This window comes from Micromonospora sp. NPDC050695 (assembly GCF_040654415.1).
Taxonomy (GTDB): Bacteria; Actinomycetota; Actinomycetes; order Mycobacteriales; family Micromonosporaceae; genus Micromonospora.
On sequence record NZ_JBFAHZ010000011.1, the window covers coordinates 32426 to 58604 of the forward strand.

Genomic DNA, 26179 nt, shown 5'->3' on the forward strand with positions numbered 1-26179 from the left:
TCCGTGCATGAGCGCACTGCAGGAAGCGGGGATCGTGGCACCGGCCGGCGGCGGAGTCGGGGAGCTGCTCCGGGTCACCGCACCGGTGGATCTCGCGGCGATCGACCCCCGGTCCACGCCCGGCCTGCCGAAGGCCGAGGTGAACGGGGAGCGCCGCAAGGTCTGGGCCCGTGCGCAGGTGGAACTGGTCGGTGGCGAGTTGGGTCGTCAGCAGGAGATGCTCTTCGCGATGGCCAAGGCCGGCTCGGAGCGGCCGGCGCACCGGGTGCTGCTGGTGCTCCAGGCGATGGACTGTGGCGGTAAGGACGGCACGATCAAGCGGGTGGCCGGCGCGATGAACCCGCTGGGTCTGCACATCCGTTCGTTCGGCCCGCCGACTCCGCAGGAGCTGCGGCACGATTTCCTGTGGCGGATCCGCCGGGAGCTGCCCCCACCGGGGTACGTCGGGATGTTCAACCGCTCGCACTACGAGGACGTGTTGATCGCCCGGGTCGGCTCGCTGGTGCCCGAGGCCACCTGGCGGGCCCGCTACGACGAGATCAACTCTTTCGAGCGGGAGCTGACCGAGGGTGGGGTGACCCTGGTCAAGGTGATGCTGCACATCTCGTACGCCGAGCAGGGCGAGCGCCTGCTGGAGCGGCTCACCGACCCGCGTAAGCACTGGAAGTACAACCCCTCGGATGTCGACGCCCGGGCTCGCTGGGACGACTACCAGGCCGCGTACGCCGAGGCTCTGAGCCGGTGCGGCACGGACGCGGCGCCCTGGTTCGTGGTGCCGGCGGACCGCAAGTGGTACCGGGACTGGGCGGTGGCCCACCTGCTGCGGGAGACGTTCGACACGCTTGATCTGGGGTATCCGCCTGCCGATTTCGATGTGGCGCACGAGCGGGAGCGGCTGCGTGCTGGGGGAGTGGGGGCGGATGGGACGCCCGAGGTGAACAGTAGGTGAACGGTCGGTGAATGCGGCCTGGCCAGGGGTGGGCCGACGAATTCGCGGTTCTGCCGTTTCCTAGCATTCACCGGGCGGACGCCCGACGGGTGCCGCCACCCTTCCACCGACGCGACGAGGTCTGTGCTGTGAAGTTTTCCTTCCGCCCCACCGAGGGCGCCTTCTACGAGCTCTTCACCAGGGCCGCGCAGAACCTGGTCCGGGGCACCGAACTGCTGAACGAGCTGGCCCTGCCCGGCGTCGACGTGCAGTCGGTCAGCGAGCGGCTGACCGAGGTCGAGCACGACAGCGACCAGATCACGCACGAGCTGTACAAGAAGATCAACTCTACCTTCATCACCCCGTTCGACCGGGAGGACATCTACCGGCTCGGCTCGCTGCTCGACGACGTGATGGACCACCTGGAAGCGGTCGGCGACCTGCTCTACCTGTACGGGCTGACCGAGCTTCCGGCGCTGCCCCGCGAGCTGCACGAGATGGTCAACGTGCTCGACCAGCAGGCCAAGCTGACCGCCGACGCGATGCCCCGCCTGCAGTCGATGAAGGATCTCGAGGACTACTGGATCGAGTGCAACCGGCTGGAGAACGAGGGCGACCGGATCAACCGGCAGCTGCTCGTCCGCCTCTTCTCCGGTGAGTACGACGCGTTGACGGTGCTGAAGATGAAGGAGGTCGCCGACGAGCTGGAGGCCGCCTGCGACGCCTTCGAGCACGTGGCCAACACAGTCGAGACCATCGCGGTCAAGGAGTCCTGAGCCGGTGTCTCCTGAACTCATCGCCGTCCTGGCGGTGATCGCGGTTGCCCTGGCGTTCGACTACACCAACGGCTTCCACGACGCCGCCAACGCGATCGCGACAAGCGTCTCCACCCGGGCGCTGACCCCCCGGATCGCGCTGGGCCTCGCGGCGGTCGGCAACTTCATCGGCGCCCACTTCGGCGCCGGGGTCGCCAAGACCGTCGGCGACGGCCTGGTCACCCTCCCCACCGGTGTGAGCAGCCTCGGTGTGGTCTTCGCCGGGGTGCTCGGCGCGATCGCCTGGAACCTCATCACCTGGTACTTCGGCCTGCCGTCGTCGTCATCGCACGCGCTCTTCGGCGGCCTGGTCGGCGCGACCCTGTTGTCCACCGGCGGCATCGTGCAGTGGGGCAACATCGGTGAGAAGGTGCTGCTGCCGATGGTGCTCTCGCCGATCGTCGGCCTGACCCTCGGCTACCTGCTGATGCTGGCGATCCTCTGGCTGTTCCGGAAGGGGCAGCCGGGCAAGCTCAACCGGGGCTTCCGCCACGCGCAGACCGTCTCGGCGGCCGCCATGTCGGTCGGCCACGGCATGCAGGACGCCGCCAAGACCATGGGCATCGTGGTGCTGGCGCTCTACACCGGCGGTTTCCAGGAGAGCAAGACGCACATCCCGGGCTGGGTGTTCTGGACGTCGGCGACGATGCTGGCCCTCGGCACGTACGCCGGTGGTTGGCGGATCATCCGTACCCTCGGTCGCAAGATCATCGACCTCGGGCCGCCGGAGGGCTTCGCCGCCGAGACGGTCGCCAGTGCGGTGCTCTACTTCAACGCCCTGGTGCTCAAGGCGCCGATCTCCACCACCCACACGATCACCTCGGCGATCATGGGTGTGGGCGCGACCAAGCGGCTCTCCGCGGTCCGCTGGAACGTCGCCGGCAACATCGTGCTCGCCTGGATCATCACGTTCCCGGCCGCCGCGCTGATCGCCTGCGTCACCTACCTGCTGGTCCGACCGCTCTTCGGCTGACCGTCACGCAGAAAGGGCCCCTCTTCGCAGAGGGGCCCTTTTCGGTCACTCGTACCGCACACCGATCTGCTCCCGCACCGCGTCCAGCAGGGCCATCACCTCAAGGGTCGTGGCGTGCGGCACCAGCGGGCTCTCGGTCAGCCCGGCCGCCAGGCAGCGCTGCACCTCGATCGCCTCGTACTGGTAGCCGTTGCCGGCCTCCTCCGCGACGATCGTCTCCGGCTCGGCGCCCGCCCGGTGCAGGGTCAGCGACCCCGGCCGGAAGAACGGCTCCGGCAGGTCGATCCGGCCCGTGCTGCCGGTGATCGAGGCGGACAACTCGGTCGCACCGACCATGCCGCAACTCAACGCGGCCAACGCTCCGGTGTCGTAGCCGAACAGGATGCCGGTGTTCTCGTCCGTCCCCTCCGGGCCGAGCTGCGCCCAGGACCGGATGTGCTGCGGCACCCCGAGCAGCAGGTGGGCCAGGCTGATCGGGTAGATCCCCAGGTCGAGCAGCGCACCCCCGCCCAGCTTCGGGTTGCGCATCCGGTGGTCCGGCGGGAACGGCCCGGCCACCCCGAAGTCGGCCCGCACGCTGCTCACCGTGCCGATGGCACCCTCGGCGATCAGCTCGGTCGCCCGGAGGATCAGCGGGTTGGTCCGCATCCACATGGCCTCCATCAGGAAGACCCCGGCGGCGCGCGCCGTGTCGACCAACTCCGTGCTGGTGGCCACGTCGAGGGTGAACGGCTTCTCCAACAGCACCGCGCGCCCGGCGGTCAGGCAGGTCATCGCCGCCTCGTGGTGCGCGGCGTGCGGCGTGGCCACGTAGATGACGTCGACCTCCGGATCGGCCGCCAGCTCCACCCAGGAGCCGTACGCGCGCTTCGCCCCGTACGTGTCGGCGAACCGCTGCGCGCTGTCGGCGGCGCGGGAGCCGACCGCGACGAGTTCGGCGTCCGGCACCAGCCGGAGGTCTTCGGCGAAACGGCTGGCGATGTGGCCGGTGGCCAGGATGCCCCAACGAGTCATGCGCGGAACGCTAGCCGAGCCGGGTAAACCGCCCGCTGCCGGCCAGATCGCGGTGATTGGGTGGAGAAAGGTTCTGGGTGCTAACCAGCCGCAGATGCGTTGCTGGGCGCGCCACGGAGGGCGGGAGTGTTCGGTAGACGGAGGCAGAATGTCAGGCCCAGGCCGGAGCAGACGAAGAACGCCACCCAGCGGGCGCCATCCGACAGGACGGCGAAAAGCGCAGGCAAGATCGCGAGCAGCAACCGTGCCAGGATCCGATTACGCATCCCGGTTGCCCAGATCGCCGCGATCAGTCCTGAGCTGGCCATCCACGTTGCGGAGCCATAACACGGCACAGTGAGTGCGACCGCGCCAAACAGTCCGGCGATATCGATCGCGTCGCCCGTTGAGAACTGGTCAGCCAGGGTAAGGGCCGCGATCGTTAGTGAGAGCACTGCCACGGTGATCGGCCCGTTCCAGAGAAACCAGGCGACCCCCCAGCCGAACTCGGTGTCACGAACCGTCTCTGTCCCCACCAGCCCCACCCTCAAGCCTGTCGCTGAGTTGCGCGACGAAGGCGCGCCAAGTCTTCGGGGCGAAGGTGAGTGCCGGACCGGTCGGATCCTTCGAATCCCGCACGGCCACGACGTCGGGAAGGTTGTCGGCGACCTCGACACAGTCACCGCCGTTGGAGCTGCTGCGCGTGCTTTTGCGCCACTGTGCGCCAGTCAGGTCAGCCATGCTCTTGCCTTCAGGAAGTCGATGGTGTGGCGACGCGGGTCAATTTGCGGGTGCATGACGGCAGGGTCTCCGCGACGGAGGGCGAACTCATCGATGACCGCAACGAAGAGCGGCGGTTTGCGCCTTTCGAGGACGGCTCTCTGCCGACGCAATCGCGTTTCGACGTAGTCAGCGACCTCGTCCGGCCCGAGCGATCCGCTGCTCAGCACCACAGAGGCGTACTCGGGGGTCTGCAGTAGACCGGGGATCACCGCCACTTGAAAGGCGCGCAGTGACGTCGCCTGTAGCTCTGTCTCGATCCATGGGCGCAACCACGCCGGTTCACGTCGCTTGAAGACGTCCGGCCAAATGTCCTCAACTTCCCGGCCGAGAGCCTTGGCGGCTGCGGCGCGGTGGCGTGGGTGAGGGACGCGTCCTGGCGTAATCCATCGGGCGACCGTCTTCGGATCAACGCCGACCTGTTCGGCAAGGCTCTCAACTGTCTCCCCCGTGTCGGCCATCGCTGCTCGTAGCGACTGATTCATGGTCGTCTCCCGGAGGACGTCTTTGACGTCTCTAGAACCTATAGCTACAGGGTGTAGCAGTCCAGCCTCAGAAGGCGATGGTGGTTCTCGTAGGACAGCGTGAACCGGTGGGGGCCAAAGAGCCCGTCGGTCGCGCCGACCGGGGTCGCCCCCATGGGCGAGTACTCAGGGCGACTCCTTCCCATCGACCGACAGGGGAGGCCGTGCCGAGCGAGCGACCGAAGCCCATAAACCAGCCGTCTACATCGCCACCAGCCCGACCGAGCCGGCTCCTCGACCCGCCGCTCCGCGGGTTAAGCCGGGGCACGCGGGCGAACCGCGTTCCGGGCCACCCCTGGGCCCCGGAGCCCGGCCGCCAGGTCAGAGCCGGGGACGTGGTCAGCCTGACCCGCGCCGCGAGCCCGCAGTTCATACGCCCGCTGATCGTCCGGATCATTCGCGAGTTGACCGATCGGCATCCACCGTACGGATGGACGTGGATTGAGGGTTACGAGCTGAACCCCAAGGGCGTGGCGTTGGCGAAGCGCGAGTTGTTCGTCCTGTGTGAGGGCGTGCGCTGGCTGGTCGCGGCCCCGCCTGCCTCGGGACCGTCAACCGTCCGCCGGGGTTCGGCAAAACCCGCAAGGGCTGACCGATGACCCGCCGCGATCCCGACCACCTTCCCGCTCGGCCGACGTGGCGATGCAGGGCTTGCGGGATCGCTTGGCCCTGCTCAGCCGCGAAGCTTCGCCTGCTGGGCGAGTACCGGACCGACATCCCGGGCCTGCTCGTTTACCTCTCAACCCTTCAGGCGGAGGCCGCCTGCCATCTCGCCGAGCTGAATCCGAGCGCCCCTCCTGCCGAACTGTTCGAGCGCTTCGTGGGCTGGGCGCGCGCCCGGTAGCGCCACCTGCGGGAACTAGGCTCGCGGGCATGACGATCGACAGTGACGGCTTCGCCGCCCCGGCCGCCCTGGTCGAGCACGCCCGCCGGTTCCGGGCCGAGGGCGGCATCCCGGCCACACCGCGGGTCGCGGCCACCGTGCTGCTGCTGCGTCCGACCGACACCGACTTCGAGGTGTACGTCATCCGTCGGGTCGCCGCCATGACCTTCGGCGGGATGTACGCCTTCCCCGGCGGCGGGGTCGACCGCTCCGACTCCGCGGCACACCTGGACTGGGCCGGTCCCGCGCCGAGTGAGTGGGCGGGCCGACTCGGGGTGGCCCCGGAGGCCGCCCAGGCGGTGGTCTGCGCCGCCGCCCGGGAGGTCTTCGAGGAGGCCGGCGTGCTGCTCGCCGGCCCGGACCCGGCGACCGTGGTGGGCGACGTCAGCGGCGACGACTGGGAGGCCGCCCGGCAGGCCCTGGAGGGGCGCCGGACCGGCTTCGCCGCGCTGCTCGCCGACCGGCAGCTCACGCTGCGATCGGACCTGCTGCTGCCGTGGAGCCGGTGGATCACCCCGGAGTTCGAGCCGCGGCGCTTCGACACGTACTTCTTCGTGGCCCTGCTACCGGCGGGTCAGCGGACCCGCGACGTCTCCGGCGAGGCCGACCACACCCTGTGGATCCGGCCGGCGGACGCGCTGGCCCGCGCCGAGGCGGGCGAGCTGACCATGCTCCCGCCCACCCTGGTCACCCTCGCCCAGGTGGCGGCGGCCGGCGATCTGGCCGGCGTGGCCCGCGCGGCGACCGACCGGGACGCCGCCACCCCGATCACCCCACGCCTGGACCTCCCACCGAACGGCGAGCCCCGCTTCGTCCTGGCCTGAGCCCGCGCCTGCGCCGCGTGCCGCGCCTGCGCTGCGCTGCGCCCGCGCTGCGCTGCGCCTGCGCTGCGCTGCGCTGCGCCTGCGCTGCGCTGCGCTGCGCCTGCGCTGCGCCCGCGCTGCGCCCGCGCTGCGCTGCGCCCGCGCTGCGCTGCGGCCGCCGCGCCCGGCCCGCGCCTGCAAGATCGCGCTCGATCCATGAAGTAGGGGCTTCGTGGCGCGGAGGAGGCCACTACTTCCATGTTTTAGCGCGATCCTGCGAGCCGGCCGGGCGGCCGGACTGCCGGGCGGGTGGCCGAGTGGCGGGGCCGGAGACGGCACCGGCGCCCACGCCGGGAGGGCGGGGCGCCGGTACCGGTCGCGGTCGGCTCAGCCGAAGCGTCCGGTGATGTAGTCCTCGGTCTTCTTCACGCTCGGGTTGCTGAAGATCTTCTGGGTGTTGTCGTACTCGATCAGCCGGCCCGGGTCGCCGGTCTTCTCGATCGAGAAGAAGGCGGTCCGGTCCGACACCCGCGCGGCCTGCTGCATGTTGTGCGTCACGATGATGATCGTGAACTTGTCCTTGAGCTGGAACATCAGGTCCTCGATCGCCAGCGTGGAGATCGGGTCCAGGGCCGAGCACGGCTCGTCCATCAGCACGACCTGCGGCTCGACTGCGATGGTCCGGGCGATGCAGAGCCGCTGCTGCTGACCACCGGAGAGGCCCGCGCCGGGCTTGCCCAGCCGGTCCTTGACCTCGTCCCACAGGTTGGCCGAGCGCAGCGCCTTCTCGGCGGCCTCGTCCAGGATCGACTTCTTCCGGACGCCGTTGAGCTTCAGCCCGGCCACCACGTTCTCGAAGATGCTCATGGTGGGGAACGGGTTCGGCCGCTGGAACACCATGCCGATCATGCGGCGGACCGCGGTGACGTCCACGTCCCGGTCGTAGATGTCCTGGTCGTCGATGGTCAGGCTGCCCTCGACCCGGGCACCCGGCAGCACCTCGTGCATCCGGTTGATCGACCGCAGGAACGTGGACTTGCCGCAACCGGACGGGCCGATCAGGGCGGTGACCGTCTTCGGCTCGACGGTCAGGTTGATGTTCTCGATCGCCTTGAAACCGCCGTAGTACGCGGTGACGTTCGAGGCTTCGACGCGCTTGGCCATGGTGGTACCTCCGGGGTTCATCGGCTGAGCCTGTTGCGACGGGCCAGCAACTTCGCCGCGATCGTCAGGATGAGCACGAGGGCGACCAGGGTGAGTGCCGCGGTCCACGCCCGTGCCGGCGAGTACTTCGAGGCCTCGCCGGCCTGCTGGTAGACGTAGAGGGCCAGCGACGACTGGTTGTTCTCGAAGGGGTTGAAGTTGATCGCGGCGCCGCCGCCAGCGACCAGCAGCACCGGGGCCGTCTCGCCGGCCGCGCGGGCGATGGAGAGCATGACGCCGGTGACGATGCCGGGCAGCGCCGTGGGCAGGACCACCCGCAGGATGGTCTTCCACTTGGGTACGCCGAGCGCGTAGGCGCCCTCGCGCAGGGGCGGCGGAACGAGGCGGAGCATCTCCTCGGTGGACCGGACGATGGTGGGCAGCATCAGCACACTGAGCGCGAGCGCGGCGGCGAAGCCGGAGAAGCCCGGCCGGCCGTCGTTGAACCACGGCGACACGATCAGCACCCAGAACGCCAGCACGAACAGGCCGGTGACGATCGACGGGATGCCGGTCATGACGTCCACGAAGAACCGGATCGCGAAGGCGAACCGGCCCCGGCCGTACTCGACGATGTAGATCGCGCAGAGGATGCCGAGCGGCACGGTGATCAGGGTGGCGATGCCGACCTGCTCCAGCGTGCCGACGATCGCGTGGTACGCGCCGCCGTTCGGGTCGCGAGCCCCGATGTTGTTCATCGAGGTCTGGAAGAAGTTGCCGTCCAGCCGCTCGGTGCCCTTGCTGACAAGCGTCCAGACCACCGAGGCGAGCGGCACCACGGCGAGCACGAATGCGGAGTGGATCAGCGCGCTCCAGGTGCGGTTGCGGGCCGACCGGCGGCCCTCGACGGCGTTGGACGCCGCGAAGAGCCCGACCAGGTAGAGCACCGCGCCGAGGACGATGACAAGGACCGGGCCGCCGATGCCGGCGCCGTAGACGATGACCGCGGAGAGCGCCAGGGCTGCCACGGCGACGGCCGGTGCGGCGTACGCGGGCAGCCGCCGAGCCCGCAGCGTCTCCGGCTGTGCCGGCGGCCGGGGGCGATGTGAGGTGACCGTGGTGCTCATGCGGCGGACTCCGTGAACTCCCGGCGGCGGTAGATGATCGCCCGCGCGATGATGTTGACGACCAGCGTGATCGCGAACAGCACCAGACCGGAGGCGATCAGCGCGCCGCGGCCGGTGTCGTTCGCCTCGGCGAACCGGTTGGCGATGTTGGCGGCGATGGTGTTGCCGCCGCTCTCCAACACGTTGAACGAGATGGCGTACGTGGATCCGAGGGTCAGCGCCAGCGCGATGGTCTCACCCAGCGCCCGACCCAGGCCGAGCATCACCGCGGCGATGATGCCCGGGCGGCCGTACGGCAGCACCGCGGTACGCAGCATCTCCCACCGGGTGGCGCCCAGCGCGATGGCCGCCTCCTCGTTGGCCGTCGGCGTCTGGAGGAACACCTCGCGGGTCAGCGAGGTGATGATCGGCAGCACCATGATCGCTAGCACGAGGGAACCGAGCAGGATCGAGTTGCCGTACGGGCCCTCGCCCCCGAAGATCGGGATCCAGCTGAAGTACTTGTTCAGCCAGCCCGAGAGGTCGGTGACCGGGCCGATCAGGTAGTCGCGACCCCACAGGCCGAACACCACGCTGGGCACGGCGGCCAGCAGGTCGATCAGGAAGCCGAGGCTGTTGCCGAGACGCCGGGGCGCGTAGTGGGACAGGTACAGCGCGATGCCCATGGCTACCGGCACGGCCATCAGCAGAGCCAGGGCGGCGCTGAGAACGGTGCCGAAGGCGAGCGCGCCGATGCCGAACGTGGGCGGGTTGTCGTTCGGGAACCAGCCCTCGAAGGTCCAGAAGTTCGCTGTGTTGGCACGGAGGGCCGGGATCGCCTTCGCGATCAGGAAGGCCGCGATGGCCACGATGATGACCAGCACCATCGCGCCGGCGGCCAGGGTGAGGCCGTGGAAGGCCCGCTCGGCGCCGAACTTCCGGTTTCTCGGCAGCGCGCCGCCGCCTCCCAGCCCGTTGCCACCGGGGGTACGCGCGCTGACTGGTGCCTCGGCCACACGCGCCGAGGCACCGGCGGGCCACTCGTGACTCTGGGTCACGCGCGTCCCGCCGGTGCCGGCGTCGGCCGAGCGGTGAGGGGTTTCACCCATCTGCTCGCTCGATTCCGTTGCTGAGGTGGTGGGGTCGGATCAGGAGAGGTTCTTGACCGCGGTCTCGACCTTGGTGCGGACCGTCTCCGGCAGCGGGGCATAGCCCAGCTCGGTCAGCGAGGTCTGGCCCTCGGCGCTGGCGGCGTAGCCCAGCAGACCCTTGACCAGCTTCAGCTTGTCGGCCGCGAGGCCCTTGCTGCAGACGATCTCGTACGTCGCCAGGACGATCGGGTAGGCCCCGGCCTCCTTGGTGTTGTAGTCGATCGACAGCTTGAGGTCGTCGCCCTGGCCCTCGATCTTCGCCCCGGCGATGGTCTTGCCGGCCGACTCGGCGGTCAGCGCGGCCCACTCGCCGGCGCCGTTCTGCACCTTGGCCAGGTTCAGGCTGGAGTTCTCGGCGTACGACCACTCGACGTAGCTGATCGTGCCCACCGTGCTCTTGACCTTGCTGGCCACGCCGTCGGACTTGGCGGCGCCGACGCCACCCGGGGCCTTCCACGCCTTGGCGTTACCGAAGGTCCAGTCCGCCTCGGCGGTCTTCGACAGGTACTTGGTGAAGTTGTCGGTGGTGCCCGACTCGTCGGAGCGGTGCACGGCCTGGATCGGGGCCGACGGGAGCTTGGCGTCCGGGTTGTCGGCCTTGATCGCCGCGTCGTCCCACTTGGTGACCTTGCCGGCGAAGATCATCGCCAGGGTGGCCGGCTTGAACTGGAGGTTGTCCACGCCGCTGCCGGCGTTGTAGACGACCGCGACCGGGCCGATCACCATCGGGAGGTTGAGGGCCTTGCCACCGGCGCACTTGGCGTCGGCCTGCGGCTGCTCCTCCGGCTTGAGCGCGGAGTCCGAGCCGGCGAAGTCGGCGGTCCCGGCGATGAACGCCTGGATGCCGGCGCCCGACCCGGTGCCCTCGTAGTTGATCGTGGTGCCCTGGCACTTCTGCTGGTACGCCTTGATCCATTCGGCCATGGCGTTCTTCTGGGCCGACGAGCCCTGGGCGTTGACCGTGCCGGTACCGCAGTCGACCGCGGCGGCCGAGCCCGAGGCGCTGGCGCCGGGGGTGGGCTCGTTGTTGTCCGAGCCGCATGCACTGAGGCCGAGCGTCGCGGCAAGAGCGAGGCAGGCAATAGTGCCGTACCGCTGGAGCTTCACCTGAGGGGTTTCCCTTCGCGTCTGACTTGGCGCCCCGATCCCGGGGCCCGAGGACCGGCACTGACCGGCTGACACGAAAGTTAGAAGTGCCAGGTAGCCGGTTCGCCGGTCGCAAGTGAACGCAAGGTGAACACGTGCGGCCATCGAGGTGACCGCTTACTGAGGGCGAGTTGTCCGTTAAGTGAACCCGGGTGCGCCTGTCGGAAGTATGGTCATATTTCCGGTACGGCGTTATCCCGCCGATGCGCGGCCGTGATCCGCCGGTTACTCGGCTGTCCCCGGTGCCCGACCGTCAGCCGAGGTGGTAGTTGATGTGCGCGGACCAGCGGGCGAAGCCCAGCCGCTCGTAGAGCGCGACCGCCCCGGTGTTCGAGTCGTCCACGTAGAGCATCACCCGGTCCAGGCCCCGCTTGTCCCGCAGATACGCGAGCCCCGCGGTGATCAACGCCCGGCCGAGCCCGCCGCCGTGCGCGGTCGGCTCCACGCCCAGCACGTACACCTCGCCGATGCGGGCCGACCCGGGCCGCTCGTGCACCTTGGTCCAGTGGAAGCCGAGCAACCGGCCGGTCGAGGTCTCCTCGGCGAGTAGGAAGCCGGCCGGGTCGAACCACGGCTCGGCGCGGCGTACCCGCAGGTCGTCCGCGGTCCAGCGCCCCTGTTCGGGATGCTCGGCGAAGGCGCGCGAGTTGAGGGTCAGCCAGGCCGCATCGTCCGCCCCGGGTCGGAACGCGCGCAGCGTCACCCCGTCGGGCAGGCGCGGCTCACCCAGCGGGGCGGCCAGTGGCCGACGCAGCTGCCAGAGCACCCGGGCACGGGTGAACCCGAGGTCGACGGCGAGCGCGGCGGCCGAGGGGTGGTCGCCGTGCGCCCACGCCCGCAGTGGCCCGGTGGCCGAGGCGAGTACGCCCCGAGCCAGCGCCCGGCCGGTGCCCCGCCGCCGGTACGCGGGGTGCACGGCCAGCTCGACCCCGATCCCGCCGACCGGGTCGGTGGTGTCCAGGTGCGCGTATCCGGTGAGGGTGCCGTCGTCGGCACGGGCGATCAGGTGCACGGCCGGGGCGTCGGGGTCGCGCAGCCGGAGCAGGACGTGCTCGTCGAGCGGGTCCGCGCCGTCGGTGTCGCCCGCGCAACGGGCCAGAGCCAGCACATCGGTGACGTCCGCCGGGGTCAGTCGGTCGCTCCGGGTCACCTGGTCGCTGGTCGGCTCCGCGCTGCTCATCCCGTCACCGTATCCGCTGCGTCTCGTGACACCCGCCGGGTCACCGAGTTAAGGGCGGTCGGCGTCGAGGAGGCCAGCAGCCGGCGCCGGTGAGGTGTTGGTCAACGCCTTTGGAGTTGATGCGTTTGATGCATCACCGGGCCCGGTCGTGCTGTCCTGCTGGTGCCGGGATCTCACCGGCCCGATGGTGCGGTCCCACTGGTGTCCGCGGCCTCACGCCCGGTCCCGGTCCCGGGAACGCCGGCCTGGCGGGGCTGATTCGTTCACCACATCAACTCCAAGGGCTGCGCACCAACCATCCCCACCCTCCGGACCCGCGGCCTTCGCCAGCGCCGGCCTCACGTCGGGTCGGTCGGCAGCGCCTCCAGCTCGAACCGCGCGGTCAGGTCGGGCAGGATCCGGCGCAGCGCGTCCACGGTGCCCTGGCGATTTCCACCGGCGTCGTGCAGCAGCACCACCGAGCCCGGTTCGGCCTGGCTGACCACCGTCGCGGCGATCTTGGTCGCGCCGGGGACCTCCCAGTCCGACGGGTCCACCGACCAGTGCAGCGGGGTCATGCCGAGCTGCTGCGCCACCGACACCACGGGGTAGGTCCAGGCACCGCCCGGCTGCCGGTACCAGACGATCGGCGCGTCCGGCACCGCCGCCCGGATCGCCTCGTTGGTGCGCAGCAGGTCGGCGCGGATCACGTCCGCCGAGCGGTTGCCCAGGGTGACGTCGTGGTGCCACGAGTGGTTGCACAGGCTGTGTCCGCCGTCCACGATCGCCTGGATCAGGTCGGGGTGGGCCTGGGCGTTCTCGCCCACGACACAGAAGGTCGCCTTGACGTCGAACTCGCGCAGCATGGCGAGCACCTGCGGGGTGTAGCGCGGATCGGGACCGTCGTCGAAGGTCAACGCCAGGCGGGGTGTGCCGGTGCTGGTGTGCGCCCCGAACAGTTGGCCGCCCGTGGAGTCCCGTCCCGTCCCGTCCTGGCCGGCCTCGGTGGGGCTGGCACTGGCACTGGCGGTGGGTGACCCGCTCGGCCCGTCCCCGGTGGGCTGATCGGCGTAGTACGGCCCCTCGGCGTTGGTGTTCACCCCGGTGGCCTGCCGTTGGGGTTGGTCGGGGACGAGGCTGCGGCCCAGCAGGTATGCCGAGCCGAGCAGCGCCGTCACCACCAACACCACGATTCCGGCCGCTCGGACGGTCGGGTTGCCCCGCCGCGTCACGGCTTCCGCTCCGCCGACCGGACACGCCGGCCCGTCGCCCCCGTGGTTTCTGTGCGCACCGTCGCCCCTTCCGCTAACAAACCCGGCAGTCAGAATAGAACCGACGAGATGCGCAAAAGGGGCATATGGGGAATTCCCCGGACGGGAGGACCGGTCAGACGGGCAGCGGCGCGTGCTCCGCCTCGGGCAGCGACCGCGACGGCGGGACGACGAACTTGTAGCCCACCTGGCGGACCGTGCCGATCATCGACTCGTACTCCGAGCCGAGCTTGGCGCGCAGCCGCCGCACGTGCACGTCGACGGTGCGGGTGCCACCGAAGTAGTCGTAGCCCCAGACCTCACGCAGCAGCTGGTCCCGGGTGAACACCCGACCCGGGTGCTGTGCCAGGAACTTCAACAGCTCGAACTCCTTGTAGGTGAGGTCGAGCGGGCGCCCCTTCAGCTTGGCGGCGTACGTGTCCGGGTCGATGTTCAGCTCGCCGGCCCGGATGGAACCGCCGGCACCGGCGGTCGCGTTGCTCAGCCGGCCCACCGCCAGCCGCAGCCGCGCCTCCACCTCGGCCGGCCCGGCCGAGGCGAGGATGACGTCGTCGACGCCCCAGTCGGCGTTCAACGCGATCAGGCCGGCCTCGGTCACCACCGCGACGAGCGGCACCCCGAGCCCGGTCGCGTGCAGCATCCGGCAGGTCGCCCGTGCCTCGCTCAGCTCCGACCGCGCGTCCACCAGCACCGCGTCGGGGCTGGGCCCGGCGACCAGGGTGCGGACGTCGCGTGGTGCGGTGCGGACCGAATGCGGCAGTAGGTCGAGTGCCGGCAGCACAGCGGACGGTTCCCCTGCACGTGCGGTCACCAGCAGCAGGATTTCCACGATCACCTCCGTCCCGGCGGCGCGTGGCCGCACGCGACCAGACACACTCACGGGGGAGTGCGCTGAGAAATTGCGTGGTCCCGGCGTCGCTGACGGGCGGGTAACGCGTTGAGCGTAACCGATCGCCCCGGCTGCGCCCTCAGGCCACTTCCCGTTTGTCTAGCTTGCCCCTGATCGTGGCACAGTTTTTAACGTTGCCGAAACCCTTGACCGCCGCATCGGCGGGTGGGTCTGGCACGATCGGGGCGTGTTTCCCTCCACCTCGCCGGACGCCGGCCGCGAAACGTGGCCCGACGGGCCCCGTCCGGGCCCGGCCGCCCCGACCCGTGGCCAACCGCCCGCGCCGCGCACCGGTCCGGCCGTCGTCGACGGCGAACGTCGTGAGCGGGGTGGTCCGCGCCGTGCCCGCCGCTCCGGCGAGCCCGCCCGTCGCTCCGAGGACGAGATCGACGAGCCGGAGGAGGAGGTCGTACCCCCGGTGGAGGTGCGCCGCCCACTGGCGCTGATCATCGCCGGATTCGCCGCGCTGCTCGGTGTTGGTCTGGTGCTCGGCGCGCAGACGTCGGGCCCGGGCCACCGGTTGCCGTTCGCCTTCATCATCTTCGGCGTCCAGCTGTTGTTCGTGCTCGCCTGGACGATGGCCATGCGCCCGCCCGCCCTGCTGCTGGTCGGCGGGATCAGCGCCGTGGTCGCCGCGCTCGCCGACATCGCCGCCGTGCAGACCGACATCGCCGGCCTGGCTCCGCTGGGCTACCTGGCCGCCGGTGGTTTCCTCGCGGCGGTGCTCGGTCAACTGGTCCGCCGGGTCGACCGGGTCCGGGTCACCGACTCGCTCGGCGCCACGCTGCTCATCGTCGTCGGGGTGGTGGCCTTCGGCACCCTGATCGTGCTCAGCCGCATCCCGGCCGGCACTCAGGCGATCACGGTCTGCCTGACCGCGAGCGGGGTCGCCTTGACCGTCGCCCGGCTCACCGACGCCGTGCTGCCCTGGCCCCGACTGGCCCCGCAGGTGCCCCGGGGCGCCGCCGGCGTCGTCGTGGGCGCCATGGTCGGCACGCTGATCAGCGCGCTTCTCGGCAGCTACCTGGTGGCACCCTTCACGCCGACCCGGGCCGCGGTGATCGGCCTGGTCGCGGCGGTCACCGCCGTGCTCTCCGACCTCGCCGTCGGGTACGCGGAGGCGGGGCGACTGATGGCCGGCGAACCGCCCACCATGTGGGTCGCCCGGCACATGCAGGGTCCGCTGGGCGGCTTCGCCCTGGCCGCGCCGGCCGCGTACGCCATGTGCATGCTCTTCCTCTGAGCCCACGGTTGAGCCCGGAGCCGGTCGGGTACCTACGGGTGCGCCGCTCTGCGGCACCGGTACGAACGCCCCGTCGCTCCGCGGCGGGCGAAGACAGGAGGCGGCGTGGCCCAGGACTATCCGGCGGACGAAACCCGGCCTCGGCGGCGCGGTCGCAAACTGCTCATCGGTCTCGTCATCCTGCTTCTGGTGGTGGCCGGGCTGCTGGTGGTAGCCGACCGGGTGGCGGTCGGGGTGGCCGAGCGGGCGATCGCCGACCGGGTCAGCCAGGAGATCACCAAGCAGGGCGCGCAGTCCGCGGCTCCCGAGGTGCAGGTCGGCGGGACGCCGTTCCTCACGCAGGTGATCGACGGCCGGTACGAGCGGATCTCCATCAAGCTGCGGGACGTGCAGGCCTCCGTCGAGGGTGAAGCCGTACGACTGCCGGTGCTGGACGTCGACGCGCGCAACGTGCGGGCCTCCCTGGACACTCTTCGTTCCGGGCAGGGTGACGTGGTCGCGGACACCGTCAACGGCACCGGCACGATCAGCTACGACAGCCTCGCCGCGTTGCTGGACCGGCCCGGGCTCACCCTCGCGGAGCAGGGCGGCAAGCTCGCCGTCACCGCTCCGGTCGACATCCTCGGCCAGAAGTTCACCGTCGCCGGCACCGCCGACGTCACCGTCGCCAAGAGCGGCGCCGTCGCCCTGCGTTTCAACCACCTGGACGCCGATGGCCTGCCGAACCTGCCGCTGGCCCGCACCCTGCTGAACAACTACGCCAAGGGCATCTCCGTCGACGTGCCGCTGCCCGACCTGCCGTTCCAGCTCGCCGTGCGGGAGGTCCGTCCGTTGCCCGAGGGGCTGGCGGTCACCGCCGACGCGAAGAACGTGCCGATCAACTCGGTCAGCTGACCGCTCGGGCCGCCGGTGGGACGTCGAATCCGGCCGGCGGCCCGCCCGATTCCCGGATGGTGGTCGGCTCGGTGGCAGCCCGGTCACAGGCTGGTAGGCTCCGTCACCATGGGGACTCACCTCACCAAACGGCGCGCGGTCGACCTGTGCCGCGTGGCCACCTGCCTGTGTCGCCCCGTCATCTGACGGCGGGGCTGTCCTCGGCCGCCTGACGGCGGCCACCGGCACGCGGGGTTCTCGTACCCCTCCGGTGATCCCATCGAACGCCCGGCAGCGGCGCCGTCGCACGAACCCGTGATCCCGTCCTTCCGCTGGGTCCCGCGCGTGGTGCGACAGAACCACCCATCGATACTCGCGCGTTGGCTCACCATCCATCCTCACCAGGGAGTGATTCGATGAGTCGCGACACCGCACTCGTCTCGGCCGAGTGGGCCGAGAAGAACCTCGACGCCCCGGGCGTCGTCTTCGTCGAGGTCGACGAGGATACGTCGGCCTACGACACCGGCCACATCGCCGGCGCCGTCAAGATCGACTGGAAGAACGACCTCCAGGACCAGGTCCGCCGGGACTTCGTCAACAAGAGTCAGTTCGAGGCGCTGCTCTCCGAGCGGGGCATCAGCAACGACGACACCGTCATCCTGTACGGCGGCAACAACAACTGGTTCGCCGCGTACGCCTACTGGTACTTCAAGCTCTACGGCCACGGCGACGTGAAGCTGCTCGACGGCGGTCGCAAGAAGTGGGAGCTGGACGCCCGTCCGCTGGTCACCGACTCGGTGACCCGCCCGGCGACGCAGTACGTCGCGCAGGAGCCGGACACGTCCATCCGGGCCTTCCGCGACGAGGTCGTCGCCGCGATCGGCACCAAGAACCTGGTGGACGTGCGCAGCCCCGACGAGTTCGCCGGTCGACTGCTCGCCCCCGCCCACCTGCCGCAGGAGCAGGCGCAGCGGGCCGGCCACATCCCCACCGCGATCAGCGTGCCGTGGTCCAAGGCGGCGAACGAGGACGGCACCTTCCGGTCCGACGACGAGCTGCGCAAGATCTACGGGGACGCGGGGCTCGACGACGGCAAGGAGACCATCGCGTACTGCCGGATCGGTGAGCGCTCCTCGCACACCTGGTTCGTCCTCCAGGAGCTGTTGGGCCACCGCAACGTCAAGAACTACGACGGTTCGTGGACCGAGTACGGCTCGCTGGTCGGCGTGCCGGTCGCGCTCGGCGACGAGCCCGGGGAGGCCTGATCCGTCATGACTGCTCCCACCGCTGCGGGTTGCGCCGCACCCGACCAGGCCGCCCCGCTGCCGGCCAGCCTGGACCTGGAGAAGGAAACCGTGATCACCGGCATCGTCCGCTCGGCGGCGGATGAGGCCGTGCCGGGCGCGTACGTCCGGCTGCTCGACTCGACGGGTGAGTTCACGGCCGAGGTGGTCACCTCGGCCGCCGGTCAGTTCCGGTTCTTCGCCGCGCCGGGTTCCTGGACCCTGCGGGCGCTGTCCCGGCACGGCAACGGCGACACCGCCGTCACCGCGGGCCGGGGCATCAACGAGGTGTCCGTCACCGTCGCCTGACCCACTGCTCTGATCGACCGGGGCCGGTCACCCGCGCGGGTGACCGGCCCCGGTCGTCTCCGGATGGTTCAGATGCCGGTGGCTTTCGTGCCGCACGAGACCGGGTCGAGGGTGACGTCGACGGTGGTCACGAGGCCCGCCGGGATCCGGGTGCGTCGCACCTGGGGCGCCCAGCTGTCCCGGGCCACGACGACGTCGTAGCGGCCTTTCGGCAGCCACCAGGCGTACCTGCCCCGGGCGTCCGCAGTCAGGGTGTGGCCGGTGGCCCTGCCCCTCGGGTTCACCCTCACCGTGGCGGGCACTCCGACGGTCGCCCCGCCGCAGGTCACACCGGTGATGGTGCCCTGAACCCGGCCCCAGTTCGCCGGCGGTGACACGGTCATCGTGACCGCCACGGTGGGCACCGGGTACGGCGTGTCCGAGGCGATGGCCAGCTCACCGGAGTAGGTGCCCGGTTGGAGGACGCCGGCCGCCGCGGTGGCGCTCAGCGTGACGGTGACCGCCCGGGACCTCCCCGGTGCCAGGGTGAAGCCGCTCGGCGCGATGGACAGCCAGGGCAGGTCCGCCTCGTTGGCGCACAGGTCGAGGCCGTCCAGCCGCTCGCTGTCCGCCGACCCCACGAACGGCGAGGGCGAACCACCGATCTTGTACGCGCCGCAGGCGGCGGCGCCCCGAAACCGTCCGAACTGGACGTTGGGCAGGTCGCGCCAGCGTCCTTCCGCCGGGTCGTACGCGATGGTCCGGTTGGTCACCGCGGTCGACGCCGCGGTGACCCCGCCACTCAGGACCAGCAGGCCGCCGGCGGCCGTGTACTGGGAGCCCCACAGGTCGATCGGCAGGTCCGGCAGGGGACTCCAGGTGTCGGCCGCCGGGTCGTACCGGTAGGCGTCGGTGTGTTCGGTGCTGCTGGTGCCGCCGGCGCAGTACACGGCGCTGCCGATTCCGCCGCAGGAGAGCCAGGCGACCGGGTGCGGGTAGGCCGCGCCGGTGCGGAACGTGCCGGTCGCCGGGTCGAACACGACCAGCCGGTCGGAGTCGGTGCAGTCGTTGTCGAGGCATCCGCCGACCAGGTAGACCTTCCCTCCGACCACGGCCTGCCCGGCCGCGGCTGCCGGGAACGGGTTGGTCGCCCCGGCCACCGTGCTCCAGGTGCCGGCGCCCGGGTCGAACACGTCCACCGAGGCGACCGTGAGGTCGTCGGCGCCCCAGCCGCCCAGTACGTACAGCTTCCCGCCCACCGCCGCCGCGACCGGCTTGGACCGGGCGCTCGGCAGGTCGGGCAGCGTGGTCCAGGCGTCGGTCGCGGGGTCGTACCGCCAGGCTTTGCGCTCCAGGCCGGAGCCGCCGCCACCGCCCACCGAGTAGACCGTGCCGTCCAGGTTGGCCGCCGCGTTGTCGAAGACCGCCGCCGGCAGGTCGGCGATCCCGGCCCAGGCGTCCTGGGCGTGTGGCGCGACGTCGGTGCCCGCCCCGCCGTACGCGGTGCCGGTGCGGGCCTTGCTGATTCCCTTCATCTTCTGTTCCCGCAGCGGCGCACCGGCCCGGGACAGCAGGTCGAACCGTCCGTTGCGCTCGACCAGGTTGACGGTGGCCGGCGCGGTGCCGGTGTTGCGTACGGTCAGCTTCGTGCTCCGGGTACGGCCGTAGCGCTGGTACGACTCGATGTCGGTCGTGGTGACGGTGAGTCGGCCGGCGGCCAGCGCGAGGTCCGCCCGGCGGGCGCCGTCCGCCGCGATGGTCGCCGTCCTCGTCACCGTCCGGTACGGGGATCGGCCGGCGGTGAACCGGTGTGCCCCGGTCAGGCCGGAGAATAGCCAGTAGAAGCCGTCCGACAGGGTCGGGTCCTCCGGTGTGGCCGCGGAGACCCCTCGGTCCTGCGGCCGTTCGACGCTGGCGACGGTGACGCCGTTGAGCGGGGCGCGGGTGTTGCGGTCGGTGGTCACGCCGAGCAGCAGCCCTCCGGGTGTCGGCGCGCAGTCACGGTTGACGAGCTGTACGTCGTCCACCTCCCACCACCAGGCGTACGTGCCCTGGAAGCGGAACCGGACCTGGACGCGGTCGGCGCCGGCGGCCGGGTCCAGGGGCACCTCCTCGGTCCGTGGCCCGCGCCGGCTGTCGGTCTGGTGCCAGACGGTGGTCCAGTTGGCACCGCCGTCGGTGGAGACGTCCACGTCGGCCGTGTCGGTGACGCCGACCGCCCGCCGGTCGCTGCGGAAGCGCAGCACCGGTGCCGGTGCCGCGCTCAGGTCGACCGTGGGGCTGATCAGGTTGGTGTCCTGGGTGCTGTCGGAGCCGAGCCGGTCGCTGTCGACGATCGCGAAGGTGCCGCTGCCGCCGGTGAGGTTGCCCCGTTCCCCGGGGTCGGTGAAGGTCCAGCCGCCGTCGCCGGTGCGGTCGCGCACCGTCCAGCCGGCCGGCGTACCGGCTGCGTCGAAGCCTTCGTTCAGCAGAGGAGTGGCGAAGCTGCCGCTGTAACCGGCTGCCGTGCAGGCCGGCTCGACCGGCACCGCGATGTCCGCCGTCACCGGCCCCGTGCCGGCCACCACCTCCCGGGTGAGGGTGCGGTAGCCGGGGTATCGGGCGGCCACGGTGAGCCGGTAGGTGGCGTTGCCCGCGACGGTGAGCGAGTACCGCCCGGTGGTCGGGTCGGTGAAGATCGGTGCGCCGGGTCGCCCCTCGACGTCGATGCGGGCGTACAGCGGCCAGCCGTGTCCCGAACCGTCGGTGACTCGACCGCGCACGGTGACCAACGGGCTCGCCACCAGGGCGAAGTCGTGGGTGACCGTGCCGCCCTCGGTGACGGTGACGGTGGCCGACTGCCGGGCGTACCCGTAGGCGTCGACGGTGACGGTGGTCTCGCCGGCCGGCACGGCGAGCGTGTACCGGCCGTCCGCGCCGGTGGTGACGCTGCGGGTGCCGTCGCCGACGGTCGCGCCCGCGACCGGTTCGCCGGCCGCCGTCACTGTTCCGACGACCCGTCCGGCCGGCCCACGCGGCGCGGACCGCACCGCCTCGTACGCGTCCAGCCGGCCCTCGCCGAAGACGTTGTTGTCGGCGGCGGTGCCCCCGCAGGTGGTGGCGTCGACGTCGCGGGCGGTCCGGTCCAGCAGCTCCTCGGTGGCGGCGATGTCCCCCTTGAGGGTCGGTGCCGCCGACCAGACGAGCGCGACCGTGCCGGAGACGTGCGGGGCGGCCATCGAGGTGCCGCTGAAGGCGGCGTAGGCGTTGCCGGGGACACTGGAGCGCACGTCACTGCCGGGGGCGGCGACGTTCGGCTTGTAGGCGTGCGGGTCGGTGGCGTCGCCCCGGCCGGAGAAGTCCGAGATGGCGTTCTGCACGTCGTACGAGCCGACGGCGTACGCGTCGGCGTTGTCGCCGGGGGAGCTGGCGCTGCCGCAGTCCGGGCCGTCGTTGCCGGAGGAGAAGACCGGGAACATCCCGGCCGCCCGCCAGGCCGCGATGGTCTGCTGGAACCACGGGTCGCCGCCGGCGCCTCCCCAGGAGTTGTTCACGACGTCGGGGCGCAGGTCCGGGCGGGGGTTCTGCCCGTTCAGGTCGGTCGGGGCCAGCACCCACTGACCGGCGGCGAGCAGCGAGGCGTCCGAGCAGTCGGTGTCCTCGCAACCCTTCGCGGCGATCCATTTCGCGCCGGGGGCGACGCCGATCTGGTTGCCGGCGCCGTCGTCGCCGACCATCGTCCCCATCGTGTGGGTGCCGTGGCTGTTGTTGTCGCAGGGCGCGGCGTTCGGGCAGACGTGGGCCGGGTCGTACCAGTTGTGATTGTGGTCGACGGAGCCGCCGCCAAGATTCCCCCGGTACGCCCCGACCAGCGCCGGGTGGTCGTACTGGACGCCGCTGTCGATGTTGGCGACCACCACGCCCTCGCCGCGGTCGCCGAACTCGTTCCACACCTGCGGCGCGTTGATGTTGCTGAGGCCCCACTCGGCGCCGGCGGCACTGGCACGGCTGCCGGCGGTCGGCTTCGGACGCACCAGCGGGTAGCTGCGGCTGGGTTCGATCCGGGCCACCTCGGGTCGCTTGGCGATCTCGTCGGCCAGCGCCCGGTCGCCGGTCACCCGTACGGCGTTGGCGATCCAGTAGGCGGTGTGCGGCGCCTTGCGGGCCGCCAGCAGCGAGCGCAGCCCCTGCTGGGTGCGTTCGGCGGTCGTGGTGAGCAGCCGGTGCACCTCCCGGGCCCGGTCGTCGGGGTCGCGCAGCCTGGTGGTTCGCGCCACCGGTGCGGTGTCCCGCAGGTAGACCAGGAAACTTCCGCTGCCCGTCGCGCCGAGCTGACTGAGCAGGCGTTGGTCCACGCTGGCTCGGGCGGGCGCCGGTTGGGGACGGGCGGCGACCACGGGTTGGGCGGTGACGCCCAGCCCGACCGCGGTGCACGCCAGTGCCGCCCGCCAGAGGGCGGTCCTTGTGGCTGATGCTCGGAACACTCTTCCTCCCCACGTCAGGAATCCCGACGGTTCGGGACCCGTGCGCGCACCGCGCGTCGACCCGGTGCTGAATGGTTAACGCCGGTCGGTGCATGGTCAGTGACGAAACGCGATCCCAAGCCGAGCGTGGACCCCGAAATCCATCGGCATGCGCCACTATCAACGGGTGGAATTTCCGGGTGGAGGCGGCGTCTCCGGAGCAGAGGTCCCGATCGTCGTCTGCGTCAGCGCGGACGTCTCGGTGCGGGAGCGGGTGGTCCGCCAACTCGGCGGTGTCGGCCCGGTGGTGAGCTGCGCCGACCTGACCGAGCTGCGCACGCTGCTGTTCCCCGCAGCCCCGCCCGGCCACCCGGCCCCGCCCGCCGCGACGATCGTCCCGCCGGTGGTGCCGCAGGGGCCGGTCAGCTGGGGTGAGCTGGTCGTCGACCGCGCCGCGGACCTGGTCACCTGGTGTGGTGACCCGCTCCCGCTCACCCGCACCGAACGGGAGTTGCTGGCCCGTCTGATCGGGCCGCCGCTGGTGGTGTGGAGCTACGAACAGCTCTTCGCCTCCGTGTGGAGCGGCACGTACCCGGGCGACGGCGCGATCCTGCACTCCGCGATCAGGCGACTGCGGCACAAGCTGCGGAGCCTGCCGGGTGGGCCGAGGGTGCACACCGTGCGGGGCGTCGGCTACCGGCTCGACCCGCCGCCCCGACCGACCTGACCGCAGGCCCGCCGACCGGTTCCCGACCGCCGCCTCCGCCGCCGGGCCGGAGGACCGCCCGTGACACCATGGCCGGGTGAGCGGTGCTGTGCGGACGGGGTGGGTTCCGTCGACCGGTCCCGCCGCGCCGGCACCCGCACGGCGTCGGCGGCGCTGGCTGCTGGTCGCGACCGTGCTCTGGGCCGTGCTGCTGGCCGCGCTCACCTGGACGTCGGTCCGCCACGATCCGCCCACCGTGCGGGAGCAGCGCACCCTGGACCAGGCCGGCCCGGTGGTCGACCGCGCGGTCGGCGAGCTGGCCCGGGCGGCCGGCGCGGCCGGACTGCTGGAGCTCGGCCCGGCGCGTATCGCGGCGGGCTGCCGGGTCACCCCGTTCGCCGACGGTGCCCGGCTGCGCCGTGAGGTAGGTGTCCTCGCACTCGACGGCACCGAACGGTCCGTACTGGCCGGGCTCGCCGAGCGACTGCCGGCGAGCTGGCGGGCCGGGGTCGGTTCCGGTCTGAACGGCCCGGAGCTGCGGGCCGACGCCGGGGAGTTCGTCGCCGTGCAGGGTCGACCGACCGGGGACGGCCGGATCCGGCTGACCGTCGACACCGGCTGCCGGCCGGTCGGCGCGGGTTACACCGCACCGCCGGCCACCGGTGACGCCGGTGCCGTCGCCGCCCTGACCGCCGCGCTGCGCGCACTCGACCGGCCGGTCGAGGCCGCGCCGGAGCTGATCACCGCGCCCTGCCCGGGTGGCGCGCTGGCCCGAACCGCACGCTCCGCCGCCGGCCCGGCCACCCCGGCGGCCGTGCTCGCCCCGCTGGCCGGCGGCATCCCACTGCTGGACAACCCCCCGGTGTACGCGTACCGCGCCGGGACGGTCAACGTGCTGGCCGACCTCACCCCGGACGCGTCCCGGCTGACGGCCACCGTCGGCTGCCCCGACTGATCCGGGCTCAGCCGTCCCGCCCGTCCTGCGGACCACGGCTGCGCCCCAGCGCGTCGACCCGGCCCCAGCGACCCGGAATGTCCAGCAGCTCGATCCGACCCATGCCCGACGGCACCGCCGGATCGATGATCAGGTGCTCGCCCTGCGGCTCCAACCCCAGCATCACCCGCAGCAGCAGCAACGGGGTGCCCGCCGACCAGGCCTGCGGGCTGCACGCCGTCGGATACTCCACCGGGTATTCGGTGAGGGTGCGGGCGTACCCGGCGAACGCCTCCGGCAGCCGCCCGTCGAAGTAGCGGGACGCGGCCAGCATCGCGTCGCAGATCAGCCCGGCCTCCTCCCGGAATCCGTACCGCCACGACCGCCTGGGCCTCCCCGACGATCAGCCGGTCGAACAACTCCGTACTGCTGTACCAGATGGCGTCTGCCGGTCCCCGGCTTCGGTTGACCTCCACCGACCCCCGGTCGCATCCGGATTCGCCAGTGCTCGGTCTGGTTCTCGGTGCCCAGGTCGATCTGGAGGGTTCCGTCGGCCAGGCCGCGCAGGACGCCGGGGGCGCGGACCGGCAGTGATTCGAAGAACCTCTCCGTCGCCTCGGTCACATCCGAATCGTAGGCAGCTGTCCGGGTTGTCGGGTCGGTATCCGCACTCCGCCCGTGGCGGCCGGCCGTGCCGCCGCGGAGGTCAGTAGACGAGTGCCTGCGTGCCCTCGGCCAACGCCTCCTCGACGAAGGCCGCGGCGCCCGCGATCCGTACCCCCGGCAGGACGTCGTCCGGGCCGATGTCCCGGCGGGCCGCGCACTGGGTGCAGGCGGTCACCCGACCGCTGGTCAGGACGATGTGCAGCAGTTCGGCCAGCGGCGCGGAGTGCGGCAGCTCGAACTCCTGGGCGCGGCCGGGCAGTGCGAACCAGGTCGACTCCCCGGTCAGCCAGAGCGACACGTCGGCGCCGGCCGCGACCGCCGTCGCGGCGACCGTGAACGCCTGCGCGCACCGCTCCGGGGCGTCCGCCCCCGCGGTGGCCTTGACGACGAGATTGCGGGCCATGTGGCCCAGCATAGGATGGTCGGGATGGTTACCGAGATCGGGTTCGTCAGCCTGCTGGTCGCCGGCCTGGGCGGGCTCGCCGGTGGCCTGGTCTACCTTGCCGTACGCATATCGAGAGGACGTTGGTGAGCGCGAGGAGTGAGCCGGGGTTGCGAGCCCCGCAGTCGCGAACGAAGGTTGCCCTGTGAGCGAGGACAACCCGCTGCAGCCGCCGTGGCTGAACGCGCCGCCCGTCGAGGAGTACCCGTACGAGGAGAGCTACGACCTGCGGGTCGGGCCGAAGCTGCACCCCGCGTTGGACGGCCTGCTGCCCTACATCGGTCTGTGGCGTGGCCGGGGCAAGGGTGGTTTCCCCACCATCGAGGACTTCGACTACGCGCAGGAGATCCGGATCAGCCACGACGGCCGACCGTTCCTGCACTACGAGTCCCGTGCCTGGATTCTCGACGAGCAGAGCCGGCCGGTCCGCCCCGCCGGGCGGGAGGTCGGCTGGTGGCGGCCGGTCCTGGTGGACGGCCGGGCCACCGACGAGCTGGAGGCCCTGCTGACCACGCCGACCGGCGTGATGGAGCTGCACCTTGGCAAGCGCACCGGCACCCAGGTCGAGTTCGCCACCGACGCGGTCGTCCGGACGCCGACCGCCAAGGAGGTCACCGCCGGGCACCGACTGTTCGGCATCGTCGAGGGTGCGTTGCTGTACGCCCAGGAGATGGCGGCGATGGGGCACGGGCTCAGCCCGCACCTGTCCGCCCGGCTCATCCGGGTCGGCGGCTGACC

General features: G+C 71.4%; 26 protein-coding genes and 1 pseudogene. 13 read left to right on the forward strand and 14 right to left on the reverse strand.

Annotated features, from left to right (window positions below):
- Window positions 1-7: 7 nt before the first annotated feature.
- The 3 genes from AB0H52_RS11115 (at window position 8) to AB0H52_RS11125 (ending at window position 2716) form a co-directional block, all read left to right on the forward strand.
- The gene (locus tag AB0H52_RS11115; protein WP_151488540.1) at window positions 8-949 is read left to right on the forward strand and encodes a PPK2 family polyphosphate kinase; all 942 of its coding nucleotides are present in this window, start codon (window positions 8-10) and stop codon (window positions 947-949) included.
- Window positions 950-1077: 128 nt separating this feature from the next.
- A complete protein-coding gene (locus tag AB0H52_RS11120; RefSeq protein WP_151488539.1) occupies window positions 1078-1704 on the forward strand; it encodes a DUF47 family protein in 627 nt (208 codons plus the stop codon).
- A gap of 4 nt (window positions 1705-1708) precedes the next feature.
- A complete protein-coding gene (locus AB0H52_RS11125; protein WP_278126114.1) occupies window positions 1709-2716 on the forward strand; it encodes an inorganic phosphate transporter in 1008 nt (335 codons plus the stop codon).
- Window positions 2717-2761: 45 nt separating this feature from the next.
- Here the strand turns inward: AB0H52_RS11125 and AB0H52_RS11130 are convergent, their stop codons facing one another.
- The 4 genes from AB0H52_RS11130 to AB0H52_RS11145 all read right to left on the reverse strand — a co-directional run bounded on the left by AB0H52_RS11130 (window position 2762) and on the right by AB0H52_RS11145 (window position 4950).
- Window positions 2762-3730, reverse strand: a complete 969-nt coding sequence (locus tag AB0H52_RS11130) for a Gfo/Idh/MocA family oxidoreductase (RefSeq protein WP_357946691.1) — start codon at window positions 3728-3730, stop codon at window positions 2762-2764.
- 80 nt (window positions 3731-3810) lie between these two features.
- Window positions 3811-4245 (reverse strand): hypothetical protein, encoded by a 435-nt coding sequence (locus AB0H52_RS11135; protein ID WP_357946694.1) that lies wholly within the window; start codon window positions 4243-4245, stop codon window positions 3811-3813.
- A complete protein-coding gene (locus tag AB0H52_RS11140) occupies window positions 4223-4450 on the reverse strand; it encodes a DUF397 domain-containing protein (protein ID WP_357946697.1) in 228 nt (75 codons plus the stop codon). The genes AB0H52_RS11135 and AB0H52_RS11140 overlap by 23 nt, the downstream gene beginning before the upstream one ends.
- Window positions 4438-4950 (reverse strand): Scr1 family TA system antitoxin-like transcriptional regulator, encoded by a 513-nt coding sequence (locus AB0H52_RS11145; RefSeq protein WP_357946700.1) that lies wholly within the window; start codon window positions 4948-4950, stop codon window positions 4438-4440. The genes AB0H52_RS11140 and AB0H52_RS11145 overlap by 13 nt, the downstream gene beginning before the upstream one ends.
- A 936-nt stretch (window positions 4951-5886) precedes the next feature.
- Between AB0H52_RS11145 and AB0H52_RS11150 the strand changes: the two genes are divergently transcribed.
- On the forward strand, window positions 5887-6720 hold the full coding sequence (locus AB0H52_RS11150) for an NUDIX hydrolase (protein WP_357946703.1): 834 nt from the start codon (window positions 5887-5889) through the stop codon (window positions 6718-6720).
- Window positions 6721-7086: 366 nt separating this feature from the next.
- Here the strand turns inward: AB0H52_RS11150 and pstB are convergent, their stop codons facing one another.
- From pstB to AB0H52_RS11185, 7 genes are all read right to left on the reverse strand, one after another.
- Window positions 7087-7863, reverse strand: a complete 777-nt coding sequence (gene pstB, locus AB0H52_RS11155) for a phosphate ABC transporter ATP-binding protein PstB (RefSeq protein WP_151488544.1) — start codon at window positions 7861-7863, stop codon at window positions 7087-7089.
- Window positions 7864-7880: 17 nt separating this feature from the next.
- On the reverse strand, window positions 7881-8969 hold the full coding sequence (gene pstA, locus AB0H52_RS11160; RefSeq protein ID WP_151488529.1) for a phosphate ABC transporter permease PstA: 1089 nt from the start codon (window positions 8967-8969) through the stop codon (window positions 7881-7883).
- Entirely contained in the window at window positions 8966-10057 is a 1092-nt protein-coding gene (gene pstC / locus AB0H52_RS11165) for a phosphate ABC transporter permease subunit PstC (protein ID WP_151488528.1), read from the reverse strand. The genes pstA and pstC overlap by 4 nt, the downstream gene beginning before the upstream one ends.
- A 39-nt stretch (window positions 10058-10096) precedes the next feature.
- The gene (pstS, locus tag AB0H52_RS11170; protein WP_151488527.1) at window positions 10097-11206 is read right to left on the reverse strand and encodes a phosphate ABC transporter substrate-binding protein PstS; all 1110 of its coding nucleotides are present in this window, start codon (window positions 11204-11206) and stop codon (window positions 10097-10099) included.
- A 292-nt stretch (window positions 11207-11498) separates the two neighbouring features.
- Window positions 11499-12425 carry a mycothiol synthase gene (mshD, locus tag AB0H52_RS11175; RefSeq protein WP_357946707.1) on the reverse strand — a complete coding sequence of 309 codons (927 nt, stop codon included), beginning with the start codon at window positions 12423-12425 and terminating at the stop codon, window positions 11499-11501.
- 338 nt (window positions 12426-12763) lie between these two features.
- Window positions 12764-13636, reverse strand: a complete 873-nt coding sequence (locus AB0H52_RS11180) for a polysaccharide deacetylase family protein (RefSeq protein ID WP_357946710.1) — start codon at window positions 13634-13636, stop codon at window positions 12764-12766.
- Between the two features lie 154 nt (window positions 13637-13790).
- Window positions 13791-14510, reverse strand: coding sequence for a response regulator transcription factor (locus AB0H52_RS11185; protein ID WP_192580148.1), 720 nt, complete (start codon window positions 14508-14510; stop codon window positions 13791-13793).
- Between the two features lie 241 nt (window positions 14511-14751).
- Between AB0H52_RS11185 and AB0H52_RS11190 the strand changes: the two genes are divergently transcribed.
- From AB0H52_RS11190 to AB0H52_RS11210, 5 genes are all read left to right on the forward strand, one after another.
- A complete protein-coding gene (locus AB0H52_RS11190) occupies window positions 14752-15807 on the forward strand; it encodes a hypothetical protein (RefSeq protein WP_151488523.1) in 1056 nt (351 codons plus the stop codon).
- 105 nt (window positions 15808-15912) lie between these two features.
- Window positions 15913-16701 (forward strand): DUF2993 domain-containing protein, encoded by a 789-nt coding sequence (locus tag AB0H52_RS11195; protein ID WP_357946713.1) that lies wholly within the window; start codon window positions 15913-15915, stop codon window positions 16699-16701.
- A gap of 108 nt (window positions 16702-16809) precedes the next feature.
- A complete protein-coding gene (locus AB0H52_RS11200; protein WP_310503780.1) occupies window positions 16810-16887 on the forward strand; it encodes an Ms5788A family Cys-rich leader peptide in 78 nt (25 codons plus the stop codon).
- Window positions 16888-17096: 209 nt separating this feature from the next.
- Window positions 17097-17945, forward strand: coding sequence for a sulfurtransferase (locus tag AB0H52_RS11205; protein ID WP_357946716.1), 849 nt, complete (start codon window positions 17097-17099; stop codon window positions 17943-17945).
- A 6-nt stretch (window positions 17946-17951) separates the two neighbouring features.
- Window positions 17952-18272 carry a DUF1416 domain-containing protein gene (locus tag AB0H52_RS11210; RefSeq protein WP_151488520.1) on the forward strand — a complete coding sequence of 107 codons (321 nt, stop codon included), beginning with the start codon at window positions 17952-17954 and terminating at the stop codon, window positions 18270-18272.
- A gap of 68 nt (window positions 18273-18340) precedes the next feature.
- On the opposite strand, the gene AB0H52_RS11215 is transcribed toward AB0H52_RS11210, so the two are convergent.
- On the reverse strand, window positions 18341-22714 hold the full coding sequence (locus AB0H52_RS11215; protein WP_357946720.1) for a S8 family serine peptidase: 4374 nt from the start codon (window positions 22712-22714) through the stop codon (window positions 18341-18343).
- Window positions 22715-22862: 148 nt separating this feature from the next.
- Between AB0H52_RS11215 and AB0H52_RS11220 the strand changes: the two genes are divergently transcribed.
- Together AB0H52_RS11220 and AB0H52_RS11225 are read left to right on the forward strand one after the other, a co-directional pair.
- A complete protein-coding gene (locus AB0H52_RS11220) occupies window positions 22863-23420 on the forward strand; it encodes a winged helix-turn-helix domain-containing protein (protein WP_151488518.1) in 558 nt (185 codons plus the stop codon).
- 76 nt (window positions 23421-23496) lie between these two features.
- Window positions 23497-24354, forward strand: coding sequence for a hypothetical protein (locus AB0H52_RS11225; RefSeq protein WP_357946723.1), 858 nt, complete (start codon window positions 23497-23499; stop codon window positions 24352-24354).
- A 7-nt stretch (window positions 24355-24361) separates the two neighbouring features.
- Here the strand turns inward: AB0H52_RS11225 and AB0H52_RS11230 are convergent.
- Together AB0H52_RS11230 and AB0H52_RS11235 are read right to left on the reverse strand one after the other, a co-directional pair.
- A pseudogene (locus AB0H52_RS11230) lies at window positions 24362-24709 on the reverse strand (amylo-alpha-1,6-glucosidase); the annotation flags it as partial.
- A gap of 330 nt (window positions 24710-25039) precedes the next feature.
- Entirely contained in the window at window positions 25040-25414 is a 375-nt protein-coding gene (locus AB0H52_RS11235) for a DsrE family protein (RefSeq protein WP_151488516.1), read from the reverse strand.
- 12 nt (window positions 25415-25426) lie between these two features.
- Here AB0H52_RS11235 and mtfM point away from each other — a divergent pair, with 12 nt between their 5' ends.
- Window positions 25427-25531, forward strand: a complete 105-nt coding sequence (gene mtfM / locus AB0H52_RS11240; RefSeq protein ID WP_030327764.1) for a small membrane protein MtfM — start codon at window positions 25427-25429, stop codon at window positions 25529-25531.
- Window positions 25532-25586: 55 nt separating this feature from the next.
- Window positions 25587-26177 carry an FABP family protein gene (locus AB0H52_RS11245; protein WP_151488515.1) on the forward strand — a complete coding sequence of 197 codons (591 nt, stop codon included), beginning with the start codon at window positions 25587-25589 and terminating at the stop codon, window positions 26175-26177.
- Window positions 26178-26179: the final 2 nt, after the last annotated feature.